The 26656-nt window shown below is 68.2% G+C and carries 25 protein-coding genes; 12 read left to right on the plus strand and 13 right to left on the minus strand.

Annotation, left to right across the window (positions count from 1 at the left end; translation table 11 throughout):
* The first annotated feature begins 122 nt into the window (after positions 1–122).
* The 5 genes from B1790_RS03370 to B1790_RS03390 all read left to right on the plus strand — a co-directional run bounded on the left by B1790_RS03370 (position 123) and on the right by B1790_RS03390 (position 5369).
* Positions 123–1031 carry an ACP S-malonyltransferase gene (locus tag B1790_RS03370; protein WP_198951905.1) on the plus strand — a complete coding sequence of 303 codons (909 nt, stop codon included), beginning with the start codon at positions 123–125 and terminating at the stop codon, positions 1029–1031.
* Positions 1032–1105: 74 nt separating this feature from the next.
* The gene (acpM, locus tag B1790_RS03375; protein WP_056554110.1) at positions 1106–1399 is read left to right on the plus strand and encodes a meromycolate extension acyl carrier protein AcpM; all 294 of its coding nucleotides are present in this window, start codon (positions 1106–1108) and stop codon (positions 1397–1399) included.
* A complete protein-coding gene (gene kasA, locus B1790_RS03380; RefSeq protein ID WP_079921798.1) occupies positions 1396–2646 on the plus strand; it encodes a 3-oxoacyl-ACP synthase KasA in 1251 nt (416 codons plus the stop codon). Before acpM ends, kasA begins: the two co-directional genes overlap by 4 nt.
* Before the next feature lie 21 nt (positions 2647–2667).
* On the plus strand, positions 2668–3930 hold the full coding sequence (gene kasB / locus B1790_RS03385) for a 3-oxoacyl-ACP synthase KasB (RefSeq protein ID WP_079921799.1): 1263 nt from the start codon (positions 2668–2670) through the stop codon (positions 3928–3930).
* Between the two features lie 17 nt (positions 3931–3947).
* Positions 3948–5369, plus strand: a complete 1422-nt coding sequence (locus B1790_RS03390; RefSeq protein WP_079921800.1) for an acyl-CoA carboxylase subunit beta — start codon at positions 3948–3950, stop codon at positions 5367–5369.
* Position 5370: 1 nt separating this feature from the next.
* Here B1790_RS03390 and B1790_RS03395 read toward each other — a convergent pair whose 3' ends face one another.
* The 3 genes from B1790_RS03395 to B1790_RS03405 are packed head-to-tail and all read right to left on the minus strand — an operon-like array spanning position 5371 to position 8129.
* A complete protein-coding gene (locus B1790_RS03395; RefSeq protein ID WP_079921801.1) occupies positions 5371–5982 on the minus strand; it encodes a dihydrofolate reductase family protein in 612 nt (203 codons plus the stop codon).
* Between the two features lie 30 nt (positions 5983–6012).
* Complete coding sequence (locus B1790_RS03400) at positions 6013–7548, minus strand: glycerol-3-phosphate dehydrogenase/oxidase (protein WP_079921802.1); 1536 nt, start codon at positions 7546–7548, stop codon at positions 6013–6015.
* Positions 7545–8129, minus strand: a complete 585-nt coding sequence (locus B1790_RS03405; protein ID WP_142271015.1) for a TetR/AcrR family transcriptional regulator — start codon at positions 8127–8129, stop codon at positions 7545–7547. The genes B1790_RS03400 and B1790_RS03405 overlap by 4 nt, the downstream gene beginning before the upstream one ends.
* Before the next feature lie 50 nt (positions 8130–8179).
* Between B1790_RS03405 and B1790_RS03410 the strand changes: the two genes are divergently transcribed.
* On the plus strand, positions 8180–9760 hold the full coding sequence (locus B1790_RS03410) for an FAD-binding oxidoreductase (RefSeq protein WP_079921878.1): 1581 nt from the start codon (positions 8180–8182) through the stop codon (positions 9758–9760).
* Positions 9757–10665 (plus strand): diacylglycerol kinase, encoded by a 909-nt coding sequence (locus tag B1790_RS03415; protein WP_079921804.1) that lies wholly within the window; start codon positions 9757–9759, stop codon positions 10663–10665. Before B1790_RS03410 ends, B1790_RS03415 begins: the two co-directional genes overlap by 4 nt.
* A 92-nt stretch (positions 10666–10757) precedes the next feature.
* On the opposite strand, the gene B1790_RS03420 is transcribed toward B1790_RS03415, so the two are convergent.
* The 4 genes from B1790_RS03420 to B1790_RS03435 form a co-directional block, all read right to left on the minus strand.
* Positions 10758–11270, minus strand: a complete 513-nt coding sequence (locus tag B1790_RS03420; protein WP_056555382.1) for a DUF3145 domain-containing protein — start codon at positions 11268–11270, stop codon at positions 10758–10760.
* Between the two features lie 110 nt (positions 11271–11380).
* Positions 11381–12205 (minus strand): serine hydrolase, encoded by an 825-nt coding sequence (locus B1790_RS03425; RefSeq protein WP_079921805.1) that lies wholly within the window; start codon positions 12203–12205, stop codon positions 11381–11383.
* A gap of 11 nt (positions 12206–12216) precedes the next feature.
* On the minus strand, positions 12217–13149 hold the full coding sequence (locus B1790_RS03430; protein WP_079921806.1) for a homocysteine S-methyltransferase family protein: 933 nt from the start codon (positions 13147–13149) through the stop codon (positions 12217–12219).
* A gap of 5 nt (positions 13150–13154) precedes the next feature.
* Positions 13155–13871: a dioxygenase gene (locus tag B1790_RS03435; RefSeq protein WP_079921879.1), complete on the minus strand. Its 717-nt coding sequence runs from the start codon at positions 13869–13871 to the stop codon at positions 13155–13157.
* Between the two features lie 92 nt (positions 13872–13963).
* On the opposite strand from B1790_RS03435, the gene B1790_RS03440 reads away from it, so the two are divergent.
* Both B1790_RS03440 and B1790_RS03445 read left to right on the plus strand, forming a co-directional pair.
* On the plus strand, positions 13964–15049 hold the full coding sequence (locus tag B1790_RS03440; RefSeq protein ID WP_056554142.1) for an S-(hydroxymethyl)mycothiol dehydrogenase: 1086 nt from the start codon (positions 13964–13966) through the stop codon (positions 15047–15049).
* The gene (locus B1790_RS03445) at positions 15049–15672 is read left to right on the plus strand and encodes an MBL fold metallo-hydrolase (protein WP_079921807.1); all 624 of its coding nucleotides are present in this window, start codon (positions 15049–15051) and stop codon (positions 15670–15672) included. Before B1790_RS03440 ends, B1790_RS03445 begins: the two co-directional genes overlap by 1 nt.
* 131 nt (positions 15673–15803) lie before the next feature.
* Here the strand turns inward: B1790_RS03445 and B1790_RS03450 are convergent, their stop codons facing one another.
* Positions 15804–16532: an SHOCT domain-containing protein gene (locus B1790_RS03450; RefSeq protein WP_079921808.1), complete on the minus strand. Its 729-nt coding sequence runs from the start codon at positions 16530–16532 to the stop codon at positions 15804–15806.
* A gap of 49 nt (positions 16533–16581) precedes the next feature.
* Here B1790_RS03450 and B1790_RS03455 point away from each other — a divergent pair, with 49 nt between their 5' ends.
* Positions 16582–17661, plus strand: coding sequence for an SAM-dependent methyltransferase (locus B1790_RS03455; RefSeq protein WP_079921809.1), 1080 nt, complete (start codon positions 16582–16584; stop codon positions 17659–17661).
* Between the two features lie 7 nt (positions 17662–17668).
* Here the strand turns inward: B1790_RS03455 and B1790_RS03460 are convergent, their stop codons facing one another.
* Genes B1790_RS03460 through B1790_RS03475 form a run of 4 tightly spaced genes read right to left on the minus strand, consistent with a single transcriptional unit; the run spans position 17669 to position 22744 of the window.
* Positions 17669–19426 (minus strand): acyl-CoA dehydrogenase family protein, encoded by a 1758-nt coding sequence (locus B1790_RS03460; protein ID WP_079921810.1) that lies wholly within the window; start codon positions 19424–19426, stop codon positions 17669–17671.
* Positions 19427–19436: 10 nt separating this feature from the next.
* Entirely contained in the window at positions 19437–21140 is a 1704-nt protein-coding gene (locus B1790_RS03465; RefSeq protein WP_079921811.1) for an Hsp70 family protein, read from the minus strand.
* Between the two features lies 1 nt (position 21141).
* On the minus strand, positions 21142–22215 hold the full coding sequence (locus B1790_RS03470; RefSeq protein ID WP_079921812.1) for a dihydrodipicolinate reductase: 1074 nt from the start codon (positions 22213–22215) through the stop codon (positions 21142–21144).
* Position 22216: 1 nt separating this feature from the next.
* Positions 22217–22744 (minus strand): hypothetical protein, encoded by a 528-nt coding sequence (locus B1790_RS03475; RefSeq protein ID WP_079921813.1) that lies wholly within the window; start codon positions 22742–22744, stop codon positions 22217–22219.
* A gap of 89 nt (positions 22745–22833) precedes the next feature.
* On the opposite strand from B1790_RS03475, the gene B1790_RS03480 reads away from it, so the two are divergent.
* Both B1790_RS03480 and B1790_RS03485 read left to right on the plus strand, forming a co-directional pair.
* Positions 22834–23574 carry an SDR family NAD(P)-dependent oxidoreductase gene (locus tag B1790_RS03480; protein WP_079921814.1) on the plus strand — a complete coding sequence of 247 codons (741 nt, stop codon included), beginning with the start codon at positions 22834–22836 and terminating at the stop codon, positions 23572–23574.
* Positions 23575–23644: 70 nt separating this feature from the next.
* Positions 23645–26134 (plus strand): glycogen/starch/alpha-glucan phosphorylase, encoded by a 2490-nt coding sequence (locus B1790_RS03485; protein ID WP_079921815.1) that lies wholly within the window; start codon positions 23645–23647, stop codon positions 26132–26134.
* Positions 26135–26137: 3 nt separating this feature from the next.
* On the opposite strand, the gene B1790_RS03490 is transcribed toward B1790_RS03485, so the two are convergent.
* Positions 26138–26644: a hypothetical protein gene (locus B1790_RS03490; RefSeq protein ID WP_079921816.1), complete on the minus strand. Its 507-nt coding sequence runs from the start codon at positions 26642–26644 to the stop codon at positions 26138–26140.
* Positions 26645–26656: the final 12 nt, after the last annotated feature.

The raw sequence follows: 26656 nt of genomic DNA on the forward strand, positions 1-26656 counted from the left end.
TTGCAGTCCCATCACATGCACTTTTGTAGGTTCCCCACAAAAACATAAGACCAGGTTCATAATCTCTTACACCGCGCAAAACCGGTTTCACAGTGTTTTCTTAATCCGTGCCCCAAACACCCGTGCTTGCGCTGCTCGCTCCCGGACAGGGATCGCAGACTCCCGGCATGCTCTCGCCGTGGCTGGAGCTGCCCGGCGCGGACGAACGCATCGCATCATGGTCCGAGTCGATCAACCTCGACCTGGCCCGGCTCGGCACGACGGCAACCGCCGAGGAGATCACCGACACGTCGGTCACTCAACCCCTCGTCGTCGCAGCCACCCTGCTCGCACACCTCGAGATGACGAAGCGCGGCCTGTTGGCCGGAGCCGACACCGTCGTCGCGGGCCACTCGGTCGGCGAGATCGCGGCATACGCCATCGCCGGCGTACTGTCCGCCGACGACGCCGTCAGCCTGGCCGCGACCCGCGGATCCGAGATGGCGAAGGCCTGCGCGGTCGAGCCGACCGGAATGGCCGCGGTGCTCGGCGGTGACGAAGCCGAGGTGCTGGCCCGCCTCGACGCACTCGACCTGGTGCCCGCCAACCGCAACGCCGCCGGACAGATCGTCGCCGCAGGCGCCATCTCCGCCCTCGACAAGCTGGTCGAGGATCCGCCGGCCAAGGCTCGGGTGCGCAAGCTCGCCACGGCGGGTGCCTTCCACACGCACTTCATGGCATCGGCACTGGACGGCTACTCCGCGGCGGCCGACGCCGTCACCGCGAGTGAGCCCACCACCAGCCTGCTGTCCAACGCCGACGGCCAGCCGGTCGGTTCGGCGGCGGACGCCATCGCCAAGCTGGTCGCCCAGCTCACGCAGCCGGTGCGCTGGGACCTGTGCACCGAGACCATGCGCCAGCGCGAGGTCACCGCGATCATCGAGTTCCCGCCCGCGGGAACGCTGGTGGGCATCGCCAAACGAGAACTTCGGGGAGTACCGACGTACGCCGTCAAGACACCCGCGGACCTGGACGGGCTCTCCGAGCTCTAAGCCAGAAAAACTCATGTCGGCACTCCAGCAGGGGGTGTCGACCCACCGAGAAACACAGAATAGAAGGAGCCATAGTGGGCGCCAGCCAGCAGGAAATCATCTCGGGTCTCGCAGAGATCATCGAAGAGGTCACCGGCATCGAGCCGTCTGAGGTCACCCCCGAGAAGTCCTTCGTCGACGACCTGGACATCGACTCGCTGTCGATGGTCGAGATCGCCGTTCAGACCGAAGACAAGTACGGCGTGAAGATCCCGGACGAGGACCTCGCCGGTCTCCGCACCGTGGGTGACGTCGTCGCCTACATCCAGAAGCTCGAGGAAGAGAACCCCGAGGCTGCCGCCGCACTGCGCGACAAGTTCACTTCGTGACCCGCCCTTCCACTGCTAACGGGTCCTTCCCTAGCGTCGTCGTGACCGCCGTCACGGCGACCACTGCGCTCGCTCCGGACATCGAGAGCACGTGGAAGGGTCTGCTGGCGGGCGAGAGCGGCATCCGCGTGCTTGACGACGACTTCGTCGGCAAGTGGGATCTCCAGGTCAAGATCGGCGGGCACCTCGCGGAGCCCCTCGATCCCCTGATGTCCCGACTGGAACACCGACGCATGTCGTATGTCCAGCGGATGTCCAAGTACGTCGGCAATCAGTTGTGGGAAAACGCCGGTAGGCCCGAGGTCGATCCCGACCGTTTCTCGGTCGTGATCGGCACCGGACTCGGTGGCGGCGAGAAGATCGTCGAAATGTACGACGCGATGAACGAGGGTGGCCCCCGCAAGGTGTCCCCCCTCGCCGTCCAGATGGTCATGCCCAACGGTGCGGCCGCGGTGGTGGGCCTCGAACTTGGGGCCCGCGCCGGCGTCATCACGCCGGTCTCGGCATGCTCGTCCGGTTCGGAGGCCATCGCTCACGCATGGCGCCAGATCGTGATGGGTGACGCGGACTTCGCCGTCTGCGGTGGCGTCGAAGGCATGATCGAGGCGCTGCCGATCGCGGCGTTCTCGATGATGCGGGCGATGTCCACCAGGAACGACGACCCCGAGGGTGCGTCTCGACCGTTCGACAAGAATCGCGACGGCTTCGTCTTCGGCGAGGCGGGCGCGATGATGATCATCGAGACCGAGGAGCACGCCCTGGCACGCGGCGCCAAGCCGCTGGCCCGGCTGATGGGCGCCGGCATCTCGTCGGACGCCTTCCACATGGTGGCTCCTGCGCCAGACGGCCTCCGGGCCGGCCACGCGATGAAGCGGGCGATCGAGACGGCGGGCTTGTCCCCCAAGGACGTCGACCACGTCAACGCGCACGCCACGTCGACCTCGATCGGCGACGTCGCCGAGGCGAACGCCATCCGGTCCGCCGGTGTGGAACACGCCGCGGTGTACGCCCCGAAGTCGGCACTTGGCCACTCCATCGGTGCCGTCGGCGCCCTGGAGTCGATCCTGACGGTGCTGGCGTTGCGCGACGGCGTCATCCCGCCGACGCTCAACTACGAGACGCCCGACCCCGAGATCGATCTCGATGTCGTCGCGGGTGAGCCTCGATACGGTGACTACCAGTACGCCATCAACAACTCGTTCGGGTTTGGTGGACACAATGTCGCCCTGGCCTTTGGGCGCTATTAAGCACCCTGGGCACGGAGAGGATTGGCAGAGTTGACCCGTCTAGCCACGGGGAGCGGTCTCCCCAATGTGGTCGTCACCGGATGTGCGATGACGACCGCATTGGCGACCGACACCGAGGGCACGTGGAAGCGTCTGCAGGACGGCGAAAGTGGCATTCGCACACTCGACGACTACTTCGTCGACCTGTACGACCTTCCTGTTCGCATCGGTGGTCACTTGCTCGAGGACTTCGAGAGTGAGCTGACGCCAGACGAACTGGGTCGACTCTCCTATCTCCAGAAGATGTCGACCGTCGTGGGACGGCGCGCCTGGGAGGACGCGGGCTCGCCGAACGTCGACACCAAGCGTCTGATGGTCTCGATCGGGACCGGCATGGGCAGCACCGAGGAGCTGCTCTACGCCTACGACGACATGCAGGAGAAGGGCATCTCTGCCGTCTCCCCGATGGCCGTACAGAAGTACGTGGTCAACTCCCCCGCCGCCGCGGTCGCCCTCGACCGGCACGCCAAGGCAGGCGTCATCACTCCGGTGTCGGCGTGTGCCTCCGGCAGCGAGGGAATCGCCAACGCATGGCGCAGCATCGTCCTCGGTGAGGCCGACATCGCCATCTGCGGCGGTGTCGAAACCAGGATCGAAGCGGTTCCGATAGCGGGGTTCGCCCAGATGCGAATCGTGTTGTCCACCACCAACGACGACCCCGCCGGGGCCTGCAAGCCGTTCGACCAGAATCGCAACGGCTTCGTCTTCGGCGAGGGCGCCGGATTGATGATCATCGAGACCGAAGAGCACGCCAAGGCACGCGGCGCCAACATCATCGCGCGGCTGATGGGCGCCGGGATCACCTCCGACGGCTACCACATCGTCGCCCCCGACCCGACCGGCGACCGGGCCGGACAGGCCATCACGCGGGCCATCCAGCTCGCCGGCCTCCAGCCGGGCGACATCGACCACGTCAACGCCCATGCGACCGGCACGCAGGTCGGCGACGTCGCCGAGGGCAAGGCCATCAACAACGCGCTGGGCAGCAACCGGCCTGCGGTCTACGCACCGAAGTCGGCGCTCGGCCACTCCGTCGGCGCCACCGGCGCGGTGGAGTCGATCCTCACGGTGCTGGCATTGCGGGACGGCGTCGTCCCACCAACGCTCAACCTGGACCACCTCGATCCAGAGATCGATCTCGACGTGGTCGCCGGCGAACCACGCCGCGGCAATTACGAGTACGCAATCAACAACTCATTCGGATTCGGCGGACACAACGTCGCGATCGCCTTCGGGAAGTACTGAGATACAGGAGATTAGAGATGACGACGATGGCGCCCGAGACGGTAGACGAGTCCCTAGACCCGCGTGACCCCCTGCTCCGCCTGCGTACGTTCTTCGACGACGGCACGGTGGAACTCCTCCACGAGCGCGACCGCTCGGGGGTGCTGGCGGCGTCCGGCACGGTCAACGGCGTGCGTGCCATCGCATTCTGCACCGACGGCACCGTGATGGGCGGCGCCATGGGCGTCGAGGGCTGCGCCCACATCGTCAACGCCTACGACGCCGCCATCGAGGAGCAGAGCCCGATCGTCGGCATCTGGCACTCCGGTGGCGCGCGTCTGGCCGAGGGCGTCAAGGCCCTGCACGCCGTCGGTCTGGTCTTCGAGGCCATGATCCGGGCGTCGGGTTACATTCCGCAGATCTCCATCGTCGTCGGATTCGCCGCCGGCGGAGCGGCTTACGGGCCTGCGCTCACCGACGTCGTCATCATGGCGCCCGAGGGCCGCGTCTTCGTCACCGGACCCGACATCGTTCGCAGCGTCACCGGTGAGGACGTCGACATGGCGTCCCTCGGTGGACCGGACACCCACCACAAGAAGTCGGGCGTCTGCCACATCGTCGCCGACGACGAGGCCGACTCCTACGAGCGTGGCCGCCGGTTGATCGGATTGTTCTGCCAGCAGGGACATTTCGACCGCACCAAGGCCGAGGCGGGCGACTCCGACCTGCGTGCGCTGCTGCCGGATTCGGCCCGTCGCGCCTACGACGTGCACCCGCTCATCTCGGCGCTGCTCGACGAGGACGCCCCGTTCGACGAGTTCCAGTCCAAGTGGGCGCCGTCGATGGTGGTCGGCCTCGGCCGACTGGCCGGCCGCAGCGTCGGCGTGCTCGCCAACAACCCGCTGCGTCTCGGCGGCTGCCTGAACTCCGAAAGTGCCGAGAAGGCAGCTCGATTCGTTCGCCTGTGCGACGCGTTCGGCATCCCGATCGTCGTCATCGTCGACGTGCCCGGCTACCTGCCCGGCGTCGACCAGGAGTGGGGCGGCGTCGTCCGCCGCGGCGCGAAACTGCTGCACGCGTTCGGTGAGGCCACCGTTCCGCGCGTCACGCTGGTGACGCGAAAGATCTACGGCGGCGCCTACATCGCGATGAACTCGCGTTCGCTCGGCGCGACGAAGGTCTTCGCGTGGCCGAACGCCGAGGTCGCCGTCATGGGTGCCAAGCCCGCCGTCGGCATCCTGCACAAGCGCGCGCTTGCCGCCGCCGCGCCCGAGGACCGCGAGGCCCTGCACGAGCAGCTGGCGGCCGAGCACGAGCGGATCGCGGGCGGCGTGGACAGCGCCATCGAGATCGGTGTCGTCGACGCGAAGATCGACCCGCCGCACACCCGCAGCGTGCTCACCCAGGCGCTGGCCGAGGCTCCCGCACGTCGCGGTCGCCACAAGAACATCCCGCTGTAAGTCAGTCCAGCGCAAACGAACCGATGGTGACGGCACCTGCCGGACGGTAGGTGCCGATCACCACACCGGTCGTTGAGACCGAGCTCGTCACCAGCTCGAGGCTGGCGGGTACGACGCCGTCGGCGAACAGCCGTTTGCCGGTGCCGACGAGCACCGGGAAGATCCACAGCCGGTATTCGTCGATCAGGTCGTGGCGGATCAGCGTCTGAAGCAGGTCGGCGCTGCCGTGCACCTGCAATTCGGGTCCGTCGGTGTCCTTGAGCGCGGCGATCGCCGTCGGCACGTCGTCGTCGAGCAGCACCGAGTTGTGCCATTCCAAGGCGGGGCGCTGTCGCGAGGCGACGTACTTGGTGGCCTCGTTGAGGGGTTTGGCGCCGTCCTCATCGGTGGCGCGCGGCCAGTGCGCGGCGAAGATGTCGTAAGTGCGTCGGCCCAACACCAGGTCGAAGGGCACCCCCATGGTCTCTCCCATGGTCTGGTTCATGTGCTCGTCCCAGAAGTTCACCGACCAGCCACCCAGGTCGAATCCCCCGTCGTCGTCCTCATCGGGTCCGCCGGGGGCTTGCATGACGCCGTCGAGGGTCAGGAACGTGTTCGTGATCAGTCGTCTCATGGTCGTTGAGACACGCCGCGGCGGCGAAACTCATCGCAGTTCGGCGAGGAACTCCTCGGCAGCGTCGACGGCCCTGGCCCGGTCCGCGGCCACCAGCCCGATGCGGGTGCGGCGGTCGAGGACGTCGTCGACCGACAGTGCCCCCTCCTGGGTGACGGCGTACTCGAATTCCGCTCGGATGACGTCGATTCCGTCGGCCACCGCCTCGCCGGGTCGGTCGCAAGTGGCTTGCGTGACGACGTTGGGCGCCTCGGCGCCGTAACGCGCGAACAGCGACGACGGCAGCTCGAGCGATGCCCGCAGCGTCGACACCGGGTTGGCGGGCGCACCGACCAACGGCAGATTGCCCGTGCGGCACGGGCCCGCGGGCAGTCCGCGCAACGCCACCGCGCGGTCCAACACGTCTTGGGCCATGTAGCGGTACTCGGTGAGCTTGCCGCCGATCACGCTGAGCACCCCGTTGGCCGATTCCACCACTGCGTGCTCACGCGACACGTCGGCCGTGCGGCCGGCGCCGGTGTCGATCAGCGGCCTCAACCCGGCGTACGCGCCGACCACGTCGTCGGCCGTCAGCGCGGCGTCGAGTGCGGTGTTCACGGTGTCGAGCAGAAACGACACCTCGGCGGCCGTGGGTTCTGGCACGTCGGGGATTGGCCCCGGGGCATCCTCGTCGGTCAGGCCGAGGTAGACCCTTCCGAGCTGTTCTGGCATGGCGAAGACGAAGCGGTTGGTCTCGCCGGGGATCGGAACCGTCAGTGCCGCAGTCGGATTGCCGAACGCCGCAGCGTCGAACACCAGGTGCGTGCCGCGGCTGGGACGCAGCTTGATCGACGGGTCGACGTCGCCGGCCCACACCCCGCTGGCGTTGACCACCGCGCGGGCAGTCACGTCGACGGTCTCGCCGGTGAGCTGGTCGGTCAGGCGCACCGACGTGCCGGTGGCGTCCGACGCGGCGACCCGGGTGAGGATGCGTGCGCCGTGCTGGGCGGCGGTGCGGGCGACCGCGACGACCAGCCGGGCGTCGTCGATCAGCTGCCCGTCGTAGGCCAGGAAGGCGCCGTCGAGGCCGTCACGGCGCACGGTCGGCACCAGGTCGACGGCTCGCGCCGCGTCCACTCGCCGAGACCTCGGCAGGGTCGAGGCGGGCGTACCCGCCAGCTTGCGCAGCCCGTCGCCCGCGGCGAAGCCGAATCTGACCAGCGCCCGTGAGGCGCCGCTCATCGACGGCAGCAGCGGGACCAGCTGGGGCATCGCCGTGACGAGGTGAGGAGCGTTGCGCGTCATCAGGATTCCACGTTCGGCGGCGCTGCGGCGAGCGATTCCCACGTTGCCGGTCGCGAGGTATCGCAGGCCGCCGTGGACCAGTTTCGAACTCCACCGACTGGTCCCGAAGGCCAGGTCGTGTTTTTCGGCCAACACGACGGACAGCCCGCGGGAGGCCGCGTCCAGCGCGATGCCGGTTCCGGTGATGCCGCCGCCGATGACGACGACGTCGACCTGGGCGGTGTCGCCGAGCGCGCTGAGCTCAGCGGTGCGGCGGGCGGCGTTGAGGGCAGGACTCGTCATGGTGCGAGGTATCCGTTCAGGGCCAGGGTCAGCTGGGTGACCAGGTCGTCGGCGGGCAGGATCGCCTCGACCATCTGCGCCGCGAGAATCGTCGACTGAGTGATCAGCAGGCACATCACGGCCAGTTGCCTGACGTCGCCGGGCCGCACGCTGCCCTCGTCCTGTGCGGACTTGATCTCGCCGGCAACGGTGTCGAGGAGCATCTGCTGGCTGGTGCCGAGCCGCTCGGAGAGATAGGACATCGCGAGGTTGGGGTCCTGCCGAAGGACGGACATGACGACGTCGTCGCGGCGCACCAGCTGGGCGACGCCGACGACGCGGTCGACGAGCGGTTTGCGTCCGACGCCTGCGCTGGGTGCGGCGTCGAGGGCGTGGGTGATCCGCGCGGTGAGCAGGGCGGCGAGGATCGACCGGGTGTCGGGATGGCGGCGGTAGACCGTGGGTCTGCTGATGGCTGCGCGGCGGGCGATCTCGGCGAGGGTCACGCGGTCGACGCCGAAGGCCAGCACGCAGTCGGCGGCCGCGTCGAGGATGCGCTCCTCGACCGTTGCGGGCCGATCCTCGTTACTGATTGACATGATCTGTAATACTGTAACGCATGATCCGATCGCACGACCAGTCAACGCCTCCGATGAAGTGGAACGCCTGGGGCGACCCGGCAGCGGCCAAACCCCTCTCCGACGGCATCCGCACACTTCTCGTCCAGGCCCTCGGGATCACGACCGACCCCGCCGCCGAGCCAGCGGCCGACCAGGTGCACGTGCGCCCCTCGGCACTCTCGGACGCCGACCGCAACGCATTGTCGGCGGTCGTCGGCGAGACGCACTGCGTCACCGACGACTACGCCAGACTGTTGCGCGCCGGCGGTAAGTCCACCCTGGACCTGTTGCGCCGCAACGGCACCGGAGTCCAGGACGCGCCAGACGCGGTGCTGTTGCCTGCCGACGAGGACGAGATCGCCAAGATCCTTCGGCACTGCGCCAGGAGCAGCATCGCCGTCGTCCCCTTCGGGGGTGGCACCAGCGTCGTCGGCGGCCTCGATCCCGCCCGGGGTGACTTCAAGGCCGTGGTGTCACTGGACCTGCGTCGCCTCGACGCGTTGCACGGCGTCGACGAGGTGTCCGGTGAGGCCGAGCTCGGCGCCGGGGTCACCGGACCCGATGCCGAGAAACTGCTTGGCGCCCATGGCTTCTCCCTCGGCCACTACCCACAGAGCTTTCAATTCGCCACCATCGGCGGCTTCGCGGCGACCCGGTCGTCGGGACAGGACTCGGCAGGATACGGCCGGTTCGACGACATGGTCCGCGGCCTGCGCGTGGTGACCCCCGCGGGCGTGCTCGACCTGGGCCGCGCGCCGGCATCCGCCGCCGGACCGGACCTTCGGCAGCTGATGGTCGGCTCCGAGGGCGTGTTCGGAGTCATCACCAGGGTGCGGGTCAGGGTGCACCCCGTCCCCGAGACCACCCGCTACGAGGCGTGGTCGTTCCCCGACTTCGGCACCGGCGCAGCGGCATTGCGCGCGGTCGTGCAGAACGGCACCGGCCCCACCGTCATCCGGTTGTCCGACGAAGCCGAGACCGGCGTCAACCTCGCCACCACCGAGACCATCGGCGAACAGAGCGTCACCGGTGGGTGTTTGGCGATCACCGCGTTCGAGGGCACGGCCGCCCACACCGAGAGCAGGCATGCAGAGACCCGCGCGGTGCTGGCCGCGCACGGCGGCACCAGCCTCGGCGAGGAGCCCGCGAAGGCGTGGGAACACGGCAGGTTCGGCGCGCCGTACCTGCGAGATTCGCTGCTGGCGGCCGGGGCGCTGTGCGAGACGTTGGAGACGGCGACGAACTGGTCGAACCTGGCCACGCTGAAGGCCGCCGTCACCGACGCCCTGACGACCTCGCTCGCCGAAACCGGCACCCCGGCGTTGGTGCTGTGCCACATTTCCCACGTGTATCCGACCGGCGCCTCGCTGTACTTCACCGTCGTGGCTGGCCAGCGCGGCAACCCGATCGAGCAGTGGCGCACGGCGAAGACCGCGGCGTCCCAGGCGATCGTCGACTCGGGCGGAACCATCACCCATCACCACGCCGTCGGCGCCGACCACCGGCCGTGGATGCGCGACGAGATCGGCGATCTCGGCGTCGAGGTGCTGCGCGCCGTGAAGGCGGTGCTCGACCCCGCCGGAATCCTCAACCCTGGCAAGCTGATCCCGTGAGCCAGGCGCCGCTCGGCCGCATCACCGTGCTGACCAATCCGGCGTCCGGACACGGCGGCGCGACGCACGTGGCGGAAAGGGCGATCGCCCAGTTCCATCGCCGCGGGGTCGACGTGGTGGCCATCGCGGGCACGGACGCCGACCATGCGCGGCGCCTCGTCGAGGGTGCGCTGGAGCGCGGGATGGACGCCCTCGTCGTGGTGGGCGGTGACGGCATCGTCTCGCTGGCGCTGCAGACGCTGGCACAGAACGACATTCCGCTCGGCATCATCCCGGCAGGCACCGGCAACGACCATGCCCGCGAATTCGGCATCCCCACCAGGAAGCCCGAGGCCGCGGCGGACGTCGTCGTCGACGGGGTGGCCGAGACCGTCGACCTGGGCCGGATCACGGGCGCCGACGGCACCGTCCGCTGGTTCGGCACCGTGATGGCGGCGGGGTTCGACTCGCTGGTGACCGACCGCACCAACCGGATGACGTGGCCCCACGGCCGGATGCGCTACAACCTTGCGATGGTCGCCGAGATCTCGAAGCTGCGCCTGCTGCCGTTCCGACTGACCTTCGACGGCGAAGAGTTGGTGACGGACCTGACGCTGGCGGCGTTCGGCAACACCCGAAGCTACGGCGGCGGCATGCTGATCTGCCCGGACGCCGACCACTCCGACGGCCAACTCGACGTGACGATGGTGCAGTCCGCGTCGCGCGCCAAGCTGATCCGCCTGTTTCCCACGGTGTTCAAGGGCACCCACGTAGAGCTCGACCAGGTGCGGACGGCCAGGGCCAGGACGATCACCGTCGAGTGCACGGGAATCAACGCCTACGCCGACGGTGAGTTCGTCTGCCCGCTGCCGGTGGAGGTGACCGCGGTACCCGGCGCGCTGCGAATCTTGCGGCCAGCGGGGTGAGCCTCCCCGCGAGACATAAGCCGTGGCGACGACACGCCGTCAGCGGCCGCCACCAGTTATGCCTCGCGCCGCGAGAGCCGCGACGCGAGCGGCTAGCCGACCCCGCGGTTGAGCCAGGTGACTTCGCCCGTGTCGCCGCCGCCGCGGAACTCTTCGAGCGCCTCGTCCCATGCGGTGCCGAGCACGGTGTCCATCTCGGCGGCCATCGCGTCGGCGCCGGAGGCCATCAGCCCGCGCAGTCGCATCTCGCCGACCATGACGTCACCGTTGGCACTCATCACACCGTTCCACAGCCCAAGCTGCGGGGTGTGGCACCAGCGGTGGCCGTCGACTCCCTCACTGGGGTCCTCGGTGACTTCGAAACGAAGCACCGACCATGACCGCAGCGCATTGGCCAGGGCAGCTCCCGTACCTACGGGACCCACCCAGTTGGTGACGGCACGGAGCTGTCCAGGCATCGCGGGCTGCGGTGTCCACTTGAGGTTCGCCCTTGCCGACAGGGTCGACGAAAGAGCCCACTCCACATGTGGACATACCGCCGCGGGCGAGGCGTGGACGTACACCACACCGGTGGCCGTGTCGGCGAACTGGTTCGACGCACGCATCATCTGCTCCTTCGGCTCAATAGGGACGTCTTCCCCGACGACCTGCTGAGCGCCAAAAAGATGCAGTTGTTTCGTGCGTGTCTATTGTGCCCTGTGAGGCGGGTGTTGCGCTAGTGTGTCCCGAATTCTCTCAGCACTCCATCAGAGAGTGCCGGCCACAGCGGGTGCGCCCACTCGCCGAAATCGCGGTCCGTCTGTGCGACCAGGGCCAGGTCGGCGACGGGATCGACCCAGATGAAGGTGCCCGACTGGCCGAAGTGCCCGAACGTCGCGACGCTGTTCAGCGAACCGGTCCAGTGCGGCGACTTGCCGTCGCGAATCTCGAAACCGAGCCCCCAGTCGTTCGGCCGCTGACTGCCGTAACCGGGCAACACCCCCGCGAGACCGGGAAACTGCACCGCGACGGCGTCGGCGTGCATCTGCTCCGAGACCAGCGTCGGGCGCAGCAGGTCGACGGCGAACAGCGCGAGATCGGCGACCGACGACTCTCCCCCGAACCCGGCGGCCTCCGCGCCACCCACCAGCGCCGACGCGCCCATGCCGAGCGGCTCGAAGACGGCCTCGCCGAGGTAGCGGTCGAACGGGATCTCGGTGGCCTGCTCCAGCGCCGCGGCGAGGACGCCGAAGCCCGCGTTCGAGTAGATCCGGCGCTTGCCGGGTTCGGCGATGACGTCGGGCGACCGCATCGACAGGCCGGAGGTGTGGGCGAGCAGATGCCGCACGGTCGAGCCGGGCGGGCCGGCCGGGGTGTCGAGGTCGACGGCGCCCTCCTCCACCGCCACCTGCGCCGCGCGGGCGACGAGCAACTTCGTCACCGATGCCAGGGCGAACCCGCGGGCGACGTCTCCGTGGGACGCGAGAACACCGTGCGGACCAACCACGGCGGCCGCGGCGTTGGTGACCGGCCATTCGCTGATGACCTCGAGAGCTGACATGTCGAGGGAGCCTAGTGCGGCGCCAGTCGACGCCAGATCGCCGCCACGTGTCGGGTGTCCGTGCCGCAGCACCCACCAAACACCGTGGCCGCGGGCAGCCGTTCGCGCAGCGCCGCGAGTCCCTCGCCGAAGTCCTCGGGATCGCCCTCGTCGAGATCCTCGGCTTCGTCCAGCTCGGCATGGCTCCGTGTCGAGGCGTTCAGCCGCAGACCGACCACCCGGCGCAGCCAGTCACCGTCGTCGAAGGTCGTCGCCAAATGAGTCGGGTGGGCGCAGTTGACCATGAAGTAGACCGCGCGGGCTCCGGTGTCGGCGTCCACTTGCTCGACGGCCTCCCGCAGCGACTGTCCCGTGGCGAGCCGCCCGTCCGTCTCCACCGTGAACGACACGGCCGCGGGGACGTCGACGGCTACCGCGGCCTTGACGATGCCGACGGCCTCCGCGGCGTCGTTGATGGTGACCGCGGTGACCAGATCCGCGGTGGTCGCGGCGAAGGACGCGATCTGCGGGGCGTGGTAGTCCTGCGCCTCGGCCGCGGTCATCGCCTCCTCGCGGGGCCCGACGCAGCCGCTGACCACTGCGGTGATCCCTTCGGCGGCTGCCGTCGCGCGTACCTCTTCGGCGAGTTCGATCGCCTGCCTGTTGAGCCGGTCGAGCCGATCTGGTGAAATGCCAAGCCGGGCAGCCCAATCGGAGTTGGCACGCCACGTGGCCGACTCGACGACGAAGCCGGTCCGGTGCGACCGCGCGATGTCGAGGTAGCTCGCGTAGTAGCGGCGCAGCACCTCGCGGGTGTCGGCGTGCTCGAGGAGGGGAAACGCCGCGAAGTACGGCAGGTCGACGCCGTAGTGGGACAGCAGGTCGGTCTCGAGACCGCCGTCGGTGACGAACATCTGGTCACCGGCGAGCTGTGGCAGCAGTTGAGTGTCGATGTCGCTCAACATACCGATCAGACGAGCTGGACCGACCTCTTCGCCAGACCCATCCAGAAGCCGTCGACGACCTGGGTCGGAGTCTGTTCGGGATCCTGGGACGCCCCGAGTGCGACGAACAGCGGCGCGAAGTGCTCGATGGTCGGATGTGCGTACGGCATCCCCGGCGCCTTGGTGCGGAAGTCGAGCAGCGCGTCGAGGTCGCCCGCGGCGAACTGCTCGGCCGCCCAGGCGTCGAACTCCCGCGACCATCCCGGCGCCGCGGCGTTTGGGGTCGGATCGGTGAGGTACGGCAGGCCGTGCGTGGTGAACCCCGACCCGATGATCAGAACGCCTTCCTCGCGCAGGGGCCGCAGCCGCGCGCCGAGTTCGAGCAGTCGCAGCGGGTCGAGCGTCGGCATCGACATCTGGAGCACCGGGATGTCGGCTTGCGGGTACATCACCGTGAGCGGTACGTAGGCGCCGTGGTCGAGCCGACGGTTCGGGTCGTGGGCGACGGTCTCGCCGTCGGGCATCATCGCCTCGACGCGCCGGGCCAGTTCGGGCGCACCCGGCGCGTCGTAGGTGACGTCGTAGTAGCGCTGCGGGAAGCCCCAGAAGTCGTATGTCAGTGGGGTTTCGGTGGTGGTGGAGCCGATGGTCAGCGGGGCGGCCTCCCAGTGGGCGGACACCACCAGGATCGCCTCGGGTCGCGGCAGCTCCGCGGACCACCCGACCAGCTGCGACACCCACATGTCGTCGTCGACGAGGGGCGGTGCGCCGTGGGACAGAAAGAGAGCGGGGATCACCGACCAAGGATCGCACCTCGGCGGCTAGGTTGTAGGCCATGAGTCAGACGGTGCGCGGTGTCATTTCCCGGTCCAAGAAGCAGCCTGTCGAGTTGGTCGACATCGTCATCCCGGATCCGGGTCCCGGCGAGGTCGTCGTCGACGTCATCGCGTGCGGGGTCTGCCACACCGACCTGACCTACCGCGAAGGCGGCATCAACGACGAGTACCCCTTCCTGCTGGGCCACGAGGCCGCAGGCACGGTGGAGTCGATCGGCGAGGGCGTGACCAACGTCGAGGTCGGCGACTTCGTCGTCCTCAACTGGCGCGCGGTGTGCGGACAGTGCCGCGCCTGCAAGCGCGGTCGCCCCCAGTACTGCTTCAACACCCACAACGCCGCCCAGAAGATGACCCTGACCGACGGCACCGAACTCACCCCCGCGCTGGGGATCGGCGCGTTCGCCGACAAGACCCTCGTCCACGAAGGCCAGTGCACCAAGGTCGACCCCGAGGCCGACCCCGCCGTCGCCGGCCTGATCGGCTGCGGCGTGATGGCCGGCATCGGCGCGGCGATCAACACCGCGAACGTGCAGCGTGACGACACCGTCGCGGTCATCGGCTGCGGCGGCGTCGGCGATGCCGCGATCGCCGGGGCCGCCCTGGTCGGGGCGAAGATGATCATCGCCGTCGACATGGACGAGCAGAAGCTGAACTGGGCGCGCGACTTTGGCGCCACCCACACGATCAACGCCCGCGAATTCGACGTCGTCGAGACCATTCAGGACCTGACCGGCGGCAACGGTGCCGACGTCGTCATCGACGCGGTGGGTCGCCCGGAGACCTGGAAGCAGGCGTTCTACGCCCGCGACCTGGCGGGCACCGTCGTCCTGGTCGGCGTTCCGACGCCCGACATGACGCTGGAGATGCCACTGGTCGACTTCTTCTCCCGCGGCGGCTCGTTGAAGTCCTCCTGGTACGGCGACTGCCTGCCCGAGCGCGACTTCCCCACCCTGATCAGCCTCTACCGCCAGGGCCGTCTTCCCCTGGAGAAGTTCGTCTCCGAGCGCATCGGTCTGGACGGGATCGAGGACGCCTTCCACAAGATGCACGCCGGTGAGGTCCTGCGTTCGGTGGTGATCCTCTAGTGGGCAACATCCAACGCCTGGTCACCAGCGGCACCTTCGAACTCGACGGCGGCAGCTGGGACGTCGACAACAACATCTGGATCGTCGGTGACGACAAGGACGTGGTCGTCTTCGACGCCGCCCACAGCGCCGAGCCCATCGTCGAGGCCGTCGCAGGCCGCAACGTGGTCGCCGTGGTGTGCACCCACGGTCACAACGACCACGTGACCGTCGCCCCGGAACTCGGCAAGGCCCTCGACGCCCCGGTTCTGCTGCACCCGGCCGACGACGTGTTGTGGCGAATGACGCACCCCGACGAGGACTTTCGCGGTGTCGAGGACGGCCTGGTGCTGCGGGCCGGCGACGTGGAACTGCGGGCGCTGCACACCCCGGGTCACTCGCCGGGTTCGGTCTGCTGGTACGCCCCCGACCTCGGCGCGGTATTCAGCGGCGACACCCTCTTCAGCGGCGGCCCCGGTGCGACGGGCCGGTCCTACTCGGACTTCCCGACCATCCTGGCGTCGATCTCCGAGCGCCTCGGCAAGCTGCCCGCCGACACCGTGGTCTACACCGGCCACGGTGACACCACGGTGATCGGCGACGAGCTCGTCAACTACGACGAGTGGGTCAAGAACGGGAGTTAGTCGGCGTCGCGCTCGGTCGCGTCGACGATGGTCCGCGCACACAGTGCGGGATCGTCGATCATCGGGACGTGGCCGACGCCGCGGAGCATGACGAAGTGCGCGTGCGGGCCGATCCTCTCCGCGTCCGGCGACTAGCGGCCGTCCAGCACCCGCTTCTTCTCGGCGTCGTACTCGTCCTGCGTCAACGCGCCCGAATCGCGGAGCCGGGCAAGTGATTCCAGGGTCTGCACCCGAATGGCGTCCTCAGAGGACGCGTAGCTGGGGACCGCCCGAATCGGGGGCGGCACATTGTCGTCCGCCGCCCACTCCGCCTGCGTCATATCACGTCGCCGCATCCTGGCCGCCCACACCCGCACGACGATCAGGTCGACGACGGCGAAGCCGAAGATCGCCGCCAGAATCCACGGCAGGTGGCCGTAGTTGCTGCCATGGCCGAAGGCGATCGACGGGTTGAGGTAGGCGCTGACGTTGCCGTCCAACTTGACGTCGTAGGTGCCCGCGGTCGGGACGTGGACATACCCGATGCGAACGCGCGCGTCGTTGTTCACCGTCGTCATGCCGCCGTAGTCCTCGACGAGCTGCAGGTCCGCGCCGTCGGGCCCCGTCATCCGGTAGTTCAGCGGAGGGACTGGCAACCCGTTGCCGCTGGCCCCGACGAGCACCGTGTGGAAGGTCACCGTCACCTCGCCTGCGGGCAGCTCCAGGCTGCTCGACCCGGGGATCGGAACCTCGCCGTACGCGTCGTACTCGTCGAAGACGAAGGCGTTGAGGATCAGCGTCACGACGAACCCGATCCCGGCGGCGATCATCGTCAACACGGCGACCACGGTGAGGATGCGCGGCGCCGTCGAGCTCTTCATGGCACGCAGTCTGTCACGCTGGAGCGGCAGAGGCGTTACCGTTCACGGTATGCCCGAATCGAGTGCGGTGGTGCGGCCCGAGCCGATGACCAGTGCCTCCTACACCGCCACGTCACGACTGCAGGCGGCCGGGTTGCGCCGGGCGACAACTCTTTTCACTGACGCCGCCGCGATCGTCCCCCTGCCGCGGTCGCCGCGGCCCGTCGTAATCGCCGACTACGGTGCGGCGACCGGGCACAATTCGCTTCTGCCCGTCAGCGCGGCGATCGCGGTGCTACGCAAGCGGACCCGGCCAGAGCACTCGGTCCTGGTGACCCACACCGACATCCCCGACAACGACTTCCCCGAGCTCTTCCGCACCCTGAGCGACGATCCCGACAGCTACCTGAAGAAGGACAGGTCGACGTTCGCCTCCGCGGTCGGTCGCTCGTTCTACTCCCAGATCCTGCCGTCGAACAGCGTGAACCTGGCCTGGTCTGCGTGGTCGATCCAGTGGTTGTCGCGCGCTCCCATGCCGGTCCCCGACCATCTGCTGGCGGCGCACAGCCACGATGGGGAGGTGCGTGCCGCCTACGAGCGGCAGGCCGCCCGCGACTGGCACGAGTTCGTCGCGTTCCGCGGTCGTGAGCTCAGCCCTGGCGGACGTCTGGTGGTCATGACCATGGCGGTCGACGAGGACGGTGACGTCGGCTACCGGCCACTGTTCGACGCCACCTCGGAAACGCTCGCCGACCTGGTCGAGCGGAAGGTGCTCACGGCCGACGAGTCGAGGGCGATGTCGATCCCGATCACCGCGCGGCGCACCCGAGACTTCCTCTCACCCTTTGCGCCGTCTGGCACGTTCGAGAAGCTCACGGTCCAGCATCTCGAGGTGTTCGGCGGCGAGGACAGATTCTGGGCGCAGTATCGAATCGACAAGAACGCCAAGGAGTTCGGTCAGAGGTGGGCGGCCTTCCTCAGGATCATCGCGTTTCCGACCCTCGCCGCCGCCCTTCCCGTCGACCGCCGCCGCGGCTTCGTCGACCAGCTGCGCGCCGGTGTCGCCGAACGGCTGACCGCCGCCCCCACCGAGGTGCGCATTCCGCTGGCGGCGGTCGTCATCGAGAAGCAGCAGCGCGCCCACCACTGACGGTCGGTCAGGGCGTCATTTCGTAGGCGCCGTCGTAGGCCTTGACCCGCTCCCACACGCGGCCGAAACGCGTCGCGTCGGGTGCCGGCTTGCGGACGGCCCCCAGCGCCCAGTCCTGCTGCGCCTGGGTCGACGTCGGCTTTCCTTGTAGCGCAATGGCGTAGGAGTTGAAGTCGTCGACCTGGAACCCGAAGATCTGGTCGACGGTGTCGTCGTCAAGACCGGTGAGCGCCGCCTGCTCGAGGATCAGCTGCCCGTAGACGATCAACGAGAAGAGGTGTCCGACGTTGAGCATGAAGTCGAGGTCCTTGGCCTGATCGGCGTCGGGTGCGGCCGTGAGCAACAGGTCCCGGAAGGCATTGGCCTGCTCGTAGAACACGCCGACGTTGGGGACGTGCCGGTGCTGCTCGTATACCGGTGTCCAGTCGGCGAATTGGATGGCACCCGCGCCACGGGTCGGACCCTGGTTCCAGAAGAAGGTGTCGTCGGCAGCGTCGTTGCGCGTCGGAATCTCCGGGTAGGCACGGGGATTGAGCATGTAGTTGGGCATGAACTTCAGCACCAGGCCCACGTTGACGTGCACGGTGCCCTCCAGCCGCGGCAGGCACCCGATGAGCTGGGCAACCTCGCGGAACATGGTGTTCTTCTCGTATCCCTTGGCGGCGACGACGTCGTGGAGTGACCGCACGACGGTCTCCCCCTCCATCGTGACCTTCGCCTTCGTCATCGGGTTGAACAGCAAGTAGCGGCGGTCTTCCAGGCTGGCGCTGCGGAAGTAGTCGACCGCCCGCCGGCTGAAGGCCTTCATCGCGATCATCCGCGAGTATGCGTCGACGAAGTTGGCCCGCACGTGGCCGAAGTCGGTGACGGGGTTGCCGTACAGAATCCTGTTCTGCGCGTGGGTGATCGCCTCGTAGAAGGCGTGTTCGCACATTCCGATCGACGAGGAGCACAGGTTGAACTTGCCGACGTTGACGGTGTTGAGCGCGGCACTGAAGGCCTCCACCCCGGTGTGCAGGATGTCCTCGGCGCGCACCGGGTAGTTCTCGAGGCGGAACGTGCTGACGTAGATCTGCATGTGCACGACGTTGTCGACCAGGTGGTAGTTCTCGTGGCGGCTGTCGGCGGCGAAGAACACGTACCCGTCCTGGCCCTCGACGTCACCTCGGCGGCCGAACACCGACACCAGGCTCGCGACGTTGCCGTTGCCGATGTAGTACTTCTCCCCCGACGCCCGGTAGAGGATGCCGTTGGCGACGTCTTCCTCACTGGCCGGGGTCAGCACCATGTCGGTGCTGTAGACGTCGGCGCCGTGTTCGCGCTCGGACAGACCGAACGCCATCACCTCACCCGCGTCGAGGTCGTCGGCGGCCCGCAACTTCGCGTCCTTGTTCTCGCTCTGCCACACCGGTCCCAAACCGAGGATGGTGACCTGCTCGGTGTACCAGTAGGTCAGCCCGTAGAAGCCGAGGATCTCGGCAAGGGCGGCGTTGCGCGCGCCGTCCCACCGCTTGTCGGGGTTCCCGTCTGCGAACTCCGACGGCGTCAGGAACGTCGCAAACAGCTTCTCCCGCTTGACGAACTCGACGAAGTCGGCGGGCCACTGCGCCCTGAGGTCGTCGTCGAGGATGCGTTTCTTGCCCTGGCCCTCGAAGAAGTCGATCGTGGCGCGCAGTAGGCGGCGCGTCTCGGCGTCGAATTCGGACCCGTCGTAGTGGTGGGGGTTGAACAGCAAACCGTCGGTGCGCGGCGATGCAGCAGTCATGTCCCCGAGCCTAGGGCTGCTGCGGTTGGAACGGCGACGGAACGAATGGCAGACCGGGGATGGTCTCGTAGGGCAGCGTCGGGATGACCGGCGGCTGCGTGGTCGACGGCGGGGGTGGCTGAGTGGTCGTCGGCGGCGGCGCCTCGGTGGTGGTGGTCGGCGACGGGGTCTCGGTGGTCGCCGGCGGTGGCGGTGGCGTCTCGGAGGGGGGCGGAGCCTCCTGCGTCACCGTCACCGCTGGCGGCGGGGGCGCCTGCTGGACGACGGTCTGTTCCGGCGCGGGCGGCTCCGACGACACTTCAGAGGGCGGCGGGCTGACCTCGGGCGACGGCGACGGAGCTTGAGTGGTCGTCGTGGCCGGCGTGGACACCGGCGATTCGTCGTCTCGCAGCAGGAGGTAGCCGGCGGTACCGACGGCAAGCAGCACCGCGACCGCAGCCGCGGCGATGATCCCGGCGGGCGTGCGGTACCACGGCGTCGGAGTCTCGGCCGCGTCGTCTTCGTCGTCGACGAATGCGATCGGTGGCCGGGGGTCGGAGTATTCGACGTCGGGTTCCTGGCTCGGCGGCTCGGGTTCGGGGATGTGTTCGGCGTCCGACCAGGCCAAGGCCCGGAACGTCGACGACGCGGGTGCGCTCTGGTCGACGGGCGGGAGCGGCGCAATGGGGGCGATGGGGGCCATCGCGGTCGCGCCGTCGGGCACCAGACCGCGCGCCGCTGAGAGTCCGCCGCCGATCGCGGCGGACAACTCGGGCCGAGCCGACGTGACGACCGGAACCCGGAGATGTTCGGAGAGCGACGTGACGAGGACGGGAATCAGCGCACCGCCGCCGGCGGTGGCCACCGCGGCCAGGTCGCCCGGCCGTATTCCGCTGCGCTGCAACGTGTCCTGCACGGCGTCCAACAATCCGGCCAGCGGTTCGCGGACCGCTTCGTCGAGTTCGGCGCGGGTGATCCTCACCTCGGACTGCCGACCGGGCAGGTCCACGGTCACCGACGCGCTCGCCGACGTCGACAGGCGTTCCTTGGCCGCGCGGCATTGACCACGCAGCCTGTTGAGGTTCCCGATCGCCGAGGTCGACGACAGGTCGACCGATCCCGACGCCGCGAGGTCACCGACGATCCGCGTCAGCAGGGCCTGGTCGACGAGGTCACCGGAGAAGTCGGGGTGTCGGACGGTGGGCCCGATCGGGGCGAACCCGTTGGCGGCGTCGGCCAGGGTGATGCTGGTGCCCGTTCCCCCGACGTCGCAGAGCGCGATGACGCCTCGGCTCGGCACGCCGGGGTCGTCCCGAAGGGCGGTGAGTGCCGCGACGGCGTCGGAGCCGAGCGTCATGCCGTCCAGCTCACGGCGCAGCGCCTCGACGGCAGCCGGTCGCCAGTGCGCCGGGTGGGTGACCCCGACCGGTTCGGTGGGCGGCCGGCCGCCCGTCAGCGCGGCCAGCAGCGACCGCAATGCCTCGGCGAGGAGGCTCTCGGCTCGGTGCGAGGAGCCGTCGGGCGCCACGATGGGCACGGGGTCGCCGATGCGGTCGACGAAGTCGGTGATGATCAGTCCGCGCTCGGTGAGGTTGGGGTTCTCGCTGGGTACGCCCACTTCCGCGGGCCGGTGGGGATAGCGCGTCAGGACCGGCGATCGGGTCACCGCCGACCGGCCTATTGCCACCGCCCGCAAAGCGGTGGCGCCGATCGAGAGCCCTATTCCGTCTGCCACGTCATCGAATCGTGCCAGCTCCAGCTATGAGAGGTAAATCCAGTGGGGTCACCCAGCCCGGCGGCAGGTCGTTGACGGCGGGCACCGCGTTGAGCGCGCGCAGGCCGGTGGCGAGACAGCCCGCGGCTGCGGCGTCGCGTCCGGACCCGTCGGTGAACCGGAAGGCCGTCTCCTGGAAGATGCTCGGGGTGCCCTCGATGTCGACCCGGTAGACGTCGTTGTCGCTGCCCGACGGCCAGTCCGGGGCGGCGTCCTGCCCGATCCGGTTGACGTGCTCGAGCTGAATTCGCGTCTCGCCGTTGAATATTCCGTTGATGGTGAAGCGGACGGCGGCGACGTTGCCTGGCGCGATGACGCCCTTGACGGTCTTGCGCTCGTCGGGCGTCACCCACTTGTCCCAGGTGGTGGTGATCTCGTCGAGTTGGATGCCTGCCGCGTGGGCGATCATCGGAACCGTTGCGCCCCAAGCGAAGACCAGGATGTCCGGCGTTTCGAGAAGCGGCCGGTGCTCGGGCGGCCGCCCGATGCCCATCTCGAACTCGTAGTCACCTTCGTAGTTGGTGTAGTCGAGCAGCTCCGACGCCCGGACCGTGCGGATCTCCGAGCACAGTCCCATCAACGTCATCGGGAAGAGGTCGTTGGCGAAACCCGGGTCGATGCCGGTGGTGAAGCACGACGACCGGCCCTCCTCGCAGGCGTCGGTGATCGGCTGGATCCAGTTCGGCGGGTTCAGGTGCATCTTGGGCCACACCCACGGCGTCATCGACGTCGAACAAACGTCGACCCCGGCCCGGAGAAACCGCGTGATGAGCGCGATGTTGTCGTCGGCGTGCGCGGCCGTCGGGCCGTAGTGGACCACCGCGTCGGGCTTGAGCGCGATGAGTGCGTCGACGTCGTCGGTGGCGGTGAGGCCGATCGGGGCGCCGAGTCCGCAGATCTCGCCGACGTCGCGGCCGACCTTCTCGGGATTGCTGACACCGACGCCGACGAGGTCGAACGACGGGTGCTTCACGATCTCGGCGATCACCATCCTGCCAACGAAACCGGTGCCCCACACCACGATTCGCTTGCTCATGTCAGCGGCACCGCTTCAGGCCGGCCGGGTCGCAATACAGCGGATACCGGTCGACCGGGATGGGCAGCGGCCGCGCGAACGCCATGGTGAACGGCGAGACGACGATCTTCGGGCCGACCTGACCGTTGCACGCCGCACTGTTGGCCACCGAACGCGTACCGGCCATCGTCAGGTCGTCGAACTTGTAGGTCTCCACGACGGGCGCCCAGCCCCCGTCCGGGCACGGGAACCCCTCCTTGATGTTGGTGGAGAACGCCCACTGCCCGCCGGTCAGGCGGGCGTCGCCGCCGCTGACCCTCGGCGTGTTCGGCGAGACGTGCAGTCGGCAGGCCACCGGAAGCTCCAGGTTGTCCCGCAGGTCACCGACGGTGGGGACGCAGCTGGGGTAGATCGTCCATTCCGCCTTCAGGTCACCCTGGGTGTAGCTGTAGACGCCCTCCATCACCTGGTCTGCGCTGGCAGGACCGGCAAAGCCGAGCGTCGAGGTGAACAGAATTGCGGCAGCGGCGAACACCCGGGCGATCGTCATGACCCGAGTATCGCAGCGCGACCGCTCCGAAGTCAGCGGTTTGCCCGATGCGCGCCGGCGCACGCGGTGAGGCGTGAGAGGGTCCAAGCATGACTGATCTGACTGGCAAGGTCGCGCTGATCACCGGGGCGTCGGCGGGTTTGGGGGCCGCGACGGCCCGCGTGTTCGCCGAGCGGGGCGCAACGGTCTTCGGGATCGCCCGCGACGCCGACCGGATGGCCGAAGTGTTCGTCGACGTCCCCGACGGCAAGTTCTCGTCGGTGGACATCACCACGCCCGCTGCGTGCGCTCAGGCAGTCGCCGACTGCGTCGCGGCCTTCGGCAGGCTCGACGTCCTGGTCAACGTCGCGGGGTTCCACCAGATGCGCCACACGACGACGATGTCCGACGCGGACTGGGATCGTGACTTGGCGGTGAACCTGAACGGCCCGTTCTACTTGTCCCGCGCCGCCCTGCCGCACCTGCTGGAGGTGGGCGGCAACATCGTCAACGTGTCCTCCATCGCCGGGGTCGAGGGCGAGGTGTACTCCGCGGGGTACTGCGCCGCGAAGCACGCGCTGGTCGGTCTCACCCGGGCACTGGCCGTCGAGTTCACCAAGGACAAGCTGCGCGTCAACGTGGTGTGTCCCGGCGGCATGCCGACGGCCCAGGCCACCGAATTCGAGGCGCCGGAGAACGCCGACTGGGACCTGATCATGCGCATCGCCTCGCCGCGGGGGTTCATGGACACCGCCGACGTTGCCAAGGTCATCGCGTTCCTGGCCAGCGACGACGCTGCGGCGGTCCACGGCGCGGTGTACCGCGTCGACAACGGCAAGGGCGCGGGTTGAGCACCGGGCGTTCACCTGCGCGTCGGGTACTGCGAATGCGCCGTGCACGCGTAGCTGCCACAATCGCGCGGTGACCGACAGCGTGAGTACAGCAGCAGAAGAAGCCTCCCATCTCCGGTCCGGATTGGACGCCGCCGATCTGAGGGAGGCGATCACCGATCACCTTCGCTACACGATCGGGCGACCGGCCGCCGCCCTGCGGCCCGACCACTACTACCGGGCGCTCGCCCTGGCGGTCCGCGACCGCATGCAGGACAACCGCGTCGCCTCGACCCAACAGTCGCTCGACAGCGGCGCGAAGGTCACCTGCTACCTGTCGGCCGAGTTCCTGATGGGACCCCAGCTCGGAAACAATCTGCTGAACCTCGAGATCGAGGACGCCGCCCGCACGGCACTGGCCTCGCTGGGCCAGGACTACGACGAGGTGCTCGCCTGCGAGCCCGAGCCGGGTCTCGGCAACGGTGGTCTCGGCCGGTTGGCGGCGTGTTACCTCGACTCGCTGGCCACCCTGGAGCGTCCGGCCATCGGGTACGGCATCCGCTACGAGTTCGGCATCTTCCGGCAGGAGTTCTCCGACGGGTGGCAGGTCGAGCTGACCGACAACTGGCTGGCGAACGGAAACCCTTGGGAGATCGCCAAACCCGACGTGAACTACCCCGTCAACTGGGGCGGGCACACCGAGCACTACATCGACGACTCGGGTTTCGACCGGATCCGCTGGGTGCCCAAGCAGGTCATCAAGGGCGTCGCGTACGACACGCCGATTCAGGGCTACGGCGTGCACACCTGCAACGTGCTGACGCTGTGGAGCGCCCGCGCGGTCGAGTCGTTCGCGCTGGACGCGTTCAACACCGGCGACTACTACAAGGCGGTCGAGTCGGAGGTCACCTCCGAGACCGTCACCAAGGTGCTCTATCCGAACGACGAGCCCGAGGCGGGCAAGCGGCTGCGGCTGTTGCAGCAGTACTTCTTCGTGTCGTGCTCGCTACAGCACATCGTGCACATCATGGACGACCTGGCCGACGTGTCTCTGCACGAGCTACCGAAGCGATTCGCCATCCAGCTCAACGACACTCACCCGTCCATCGGCGTTGCCGAGCTGATGAGGATCCTGGTCGACGAACGTCGACTCGGCTGGGACGAAGCCTGGGCGATCACGGTGGCCACGTTCGGCTACACCAACCACACTCTGCTTCCCGAGGCCTTGGAGAAGTGGTCGCTCGGCCTGTTCGGCGAATCGCTGCCGCGGCATCTGGAGATCATCTACGAGATCAACAGCCGCTTCCTCGACGAGGTCAGGGCGAAGTTCCCCGGCGACGTCGAGCGGGTGCGCCGGATGTCGCTCATCGGTGAGGACGGCGGCCAGACCGTGAAGATGGCGTACCTCGCCACCGTGGGCAGCCACGCAATCAACGGTGTCGCGGCCCTGCACTCGGACCTGCTGAAGGCCAGCGTGCTCAAGGACTTCTACGAGTTGTGGCCGGAACGCTTCTCCAACAAGACCAATGGTGTGACGCCGCGGCGCTTCCTGGCCCTGTCCAACCCCGGTCTGCGTGGCCTGCTCGACAGCACCATCGGCGACGGCTGGTTGACCGATCTCGACCGGCTGCGTGGACTGGAGGGCTTCGTGGACGACCCCGCGTTCCGTCAGCAGTGGCGAGAGGTCAAGCGGGCCAACAAGGCTCGGCTGTCCAACTTCCTACAGACCGCGACGGGCGTGCAGTTGGACCCCAGCTGGATGTTCGACATCCAGGTCAAACGCATCCACGAGTACAAGCGCCAGCACCTGTCGGTCCTGCACATCATCAGGCAGTACTTCCGGCTGAAGATGGATCCGACGCTGGAGGTCGCGCCGCGCGCATACGTGTTCGGCGGCAAGGCCGCCCCGGGTTACTTCATGGCCAAGCGAATCATCAAGCTGATCAACGCCGTCGGTGAGACGGTCAACAACGACCCGGACGTCAACAAGTTCATGAAGGTGGTGTTCGTCCCCAACTTCAACGTCCAGAACGCGCACCTCATCTACCCGGCGGCGAACCTCTCGGAGCAGATCTCGACGGCAGGCAAGGAGGCGTCGGGCACCGGCAACATGAAGTTCATGATGAACGGCGCCTTGACCATCGGCACGCTGGACGGCGCGAACGTCGAGATCCGCGAGGAGGCCGGGCCGGAGAACTTCTTCCTGTTCGGCCTGACCGAGGACGAGGTCGAGACGGTCAAGCGCGACGGATACCGTCCTTCGAGCTACGTCGACGGCAACGACGAGCTGAAGACGGTGCTCGGGCTGATCTCCTCGGGACAGTTCTCCCACGGCGACGTCGAGGTGTTCCGGCCGCTGGTGGACAACCTCCTCCACGACGACCCGTTCCTCGTCCTGGCCGACTACGCCGCGTACGTGAACTGTCAGGACGAGGTGGCCGCGGCGTGGCAGGACCGCGACACCTGGTCACGGATGTCGATCCTCAACACCGCGCGCAGTGGCAAGTTCTCGTCGGACCGCGCGATCGCGCAGTACTGCGACGACATTTGGCACGTGCGGCCGGTGACCGTCGAGATCTGACGGTCAGGAGCAGCTCGGCGTCAGCCCGGAGTAGTGGACTGCGGGCATGCCGTCCACCGTCACGAAGTCGGTGCCGGTGTCCCACGTGGTGCCGGGCTTGATCCACGGCGGCGCGGCCTTGGGGTAGGCGATGGACATGTCGGCGAAGAACTGCACCCCCGGCGGGCAACCCGGCGTCGTCGGGTTCCAGGCGTGCACCACGATCGGGTTGACCAGTCGGGTGCCCTGCGCGCAGTTGGGTTGGCATTCGACGGCGTTGTCGAAGCCGGTGCCGCGGGCTCCGTCGCTACCCCAGGAGGACCACGTCATGTCCTGCATGACGCCGGTCTCGTCGCAGTTGTAGGCGAATCGGGAAGGCTGGACCACCGGCACGTCACCGGCTGCGAAGCACTTGCCGATCGCGTACGCCGTCCCGTCGGCCGGAGCCGCGGCGACTTGGCCTGCAGTGGCGAGGGTTACGGCAGCCCCGACCACGGCGGAAACGAGTCCGGTACGCAGCAGGGCCGTCATAGCCGGATCCTA

The organism is Mycobacterium sp. AT1 (assembly GCF_002043095.1).
Classification (GTDB): domain Bacteria; phylum Actinomycetota; class Actinomycetes; order Mycobacteriales; family Mycobacteriaceae; genus Mycobacterium.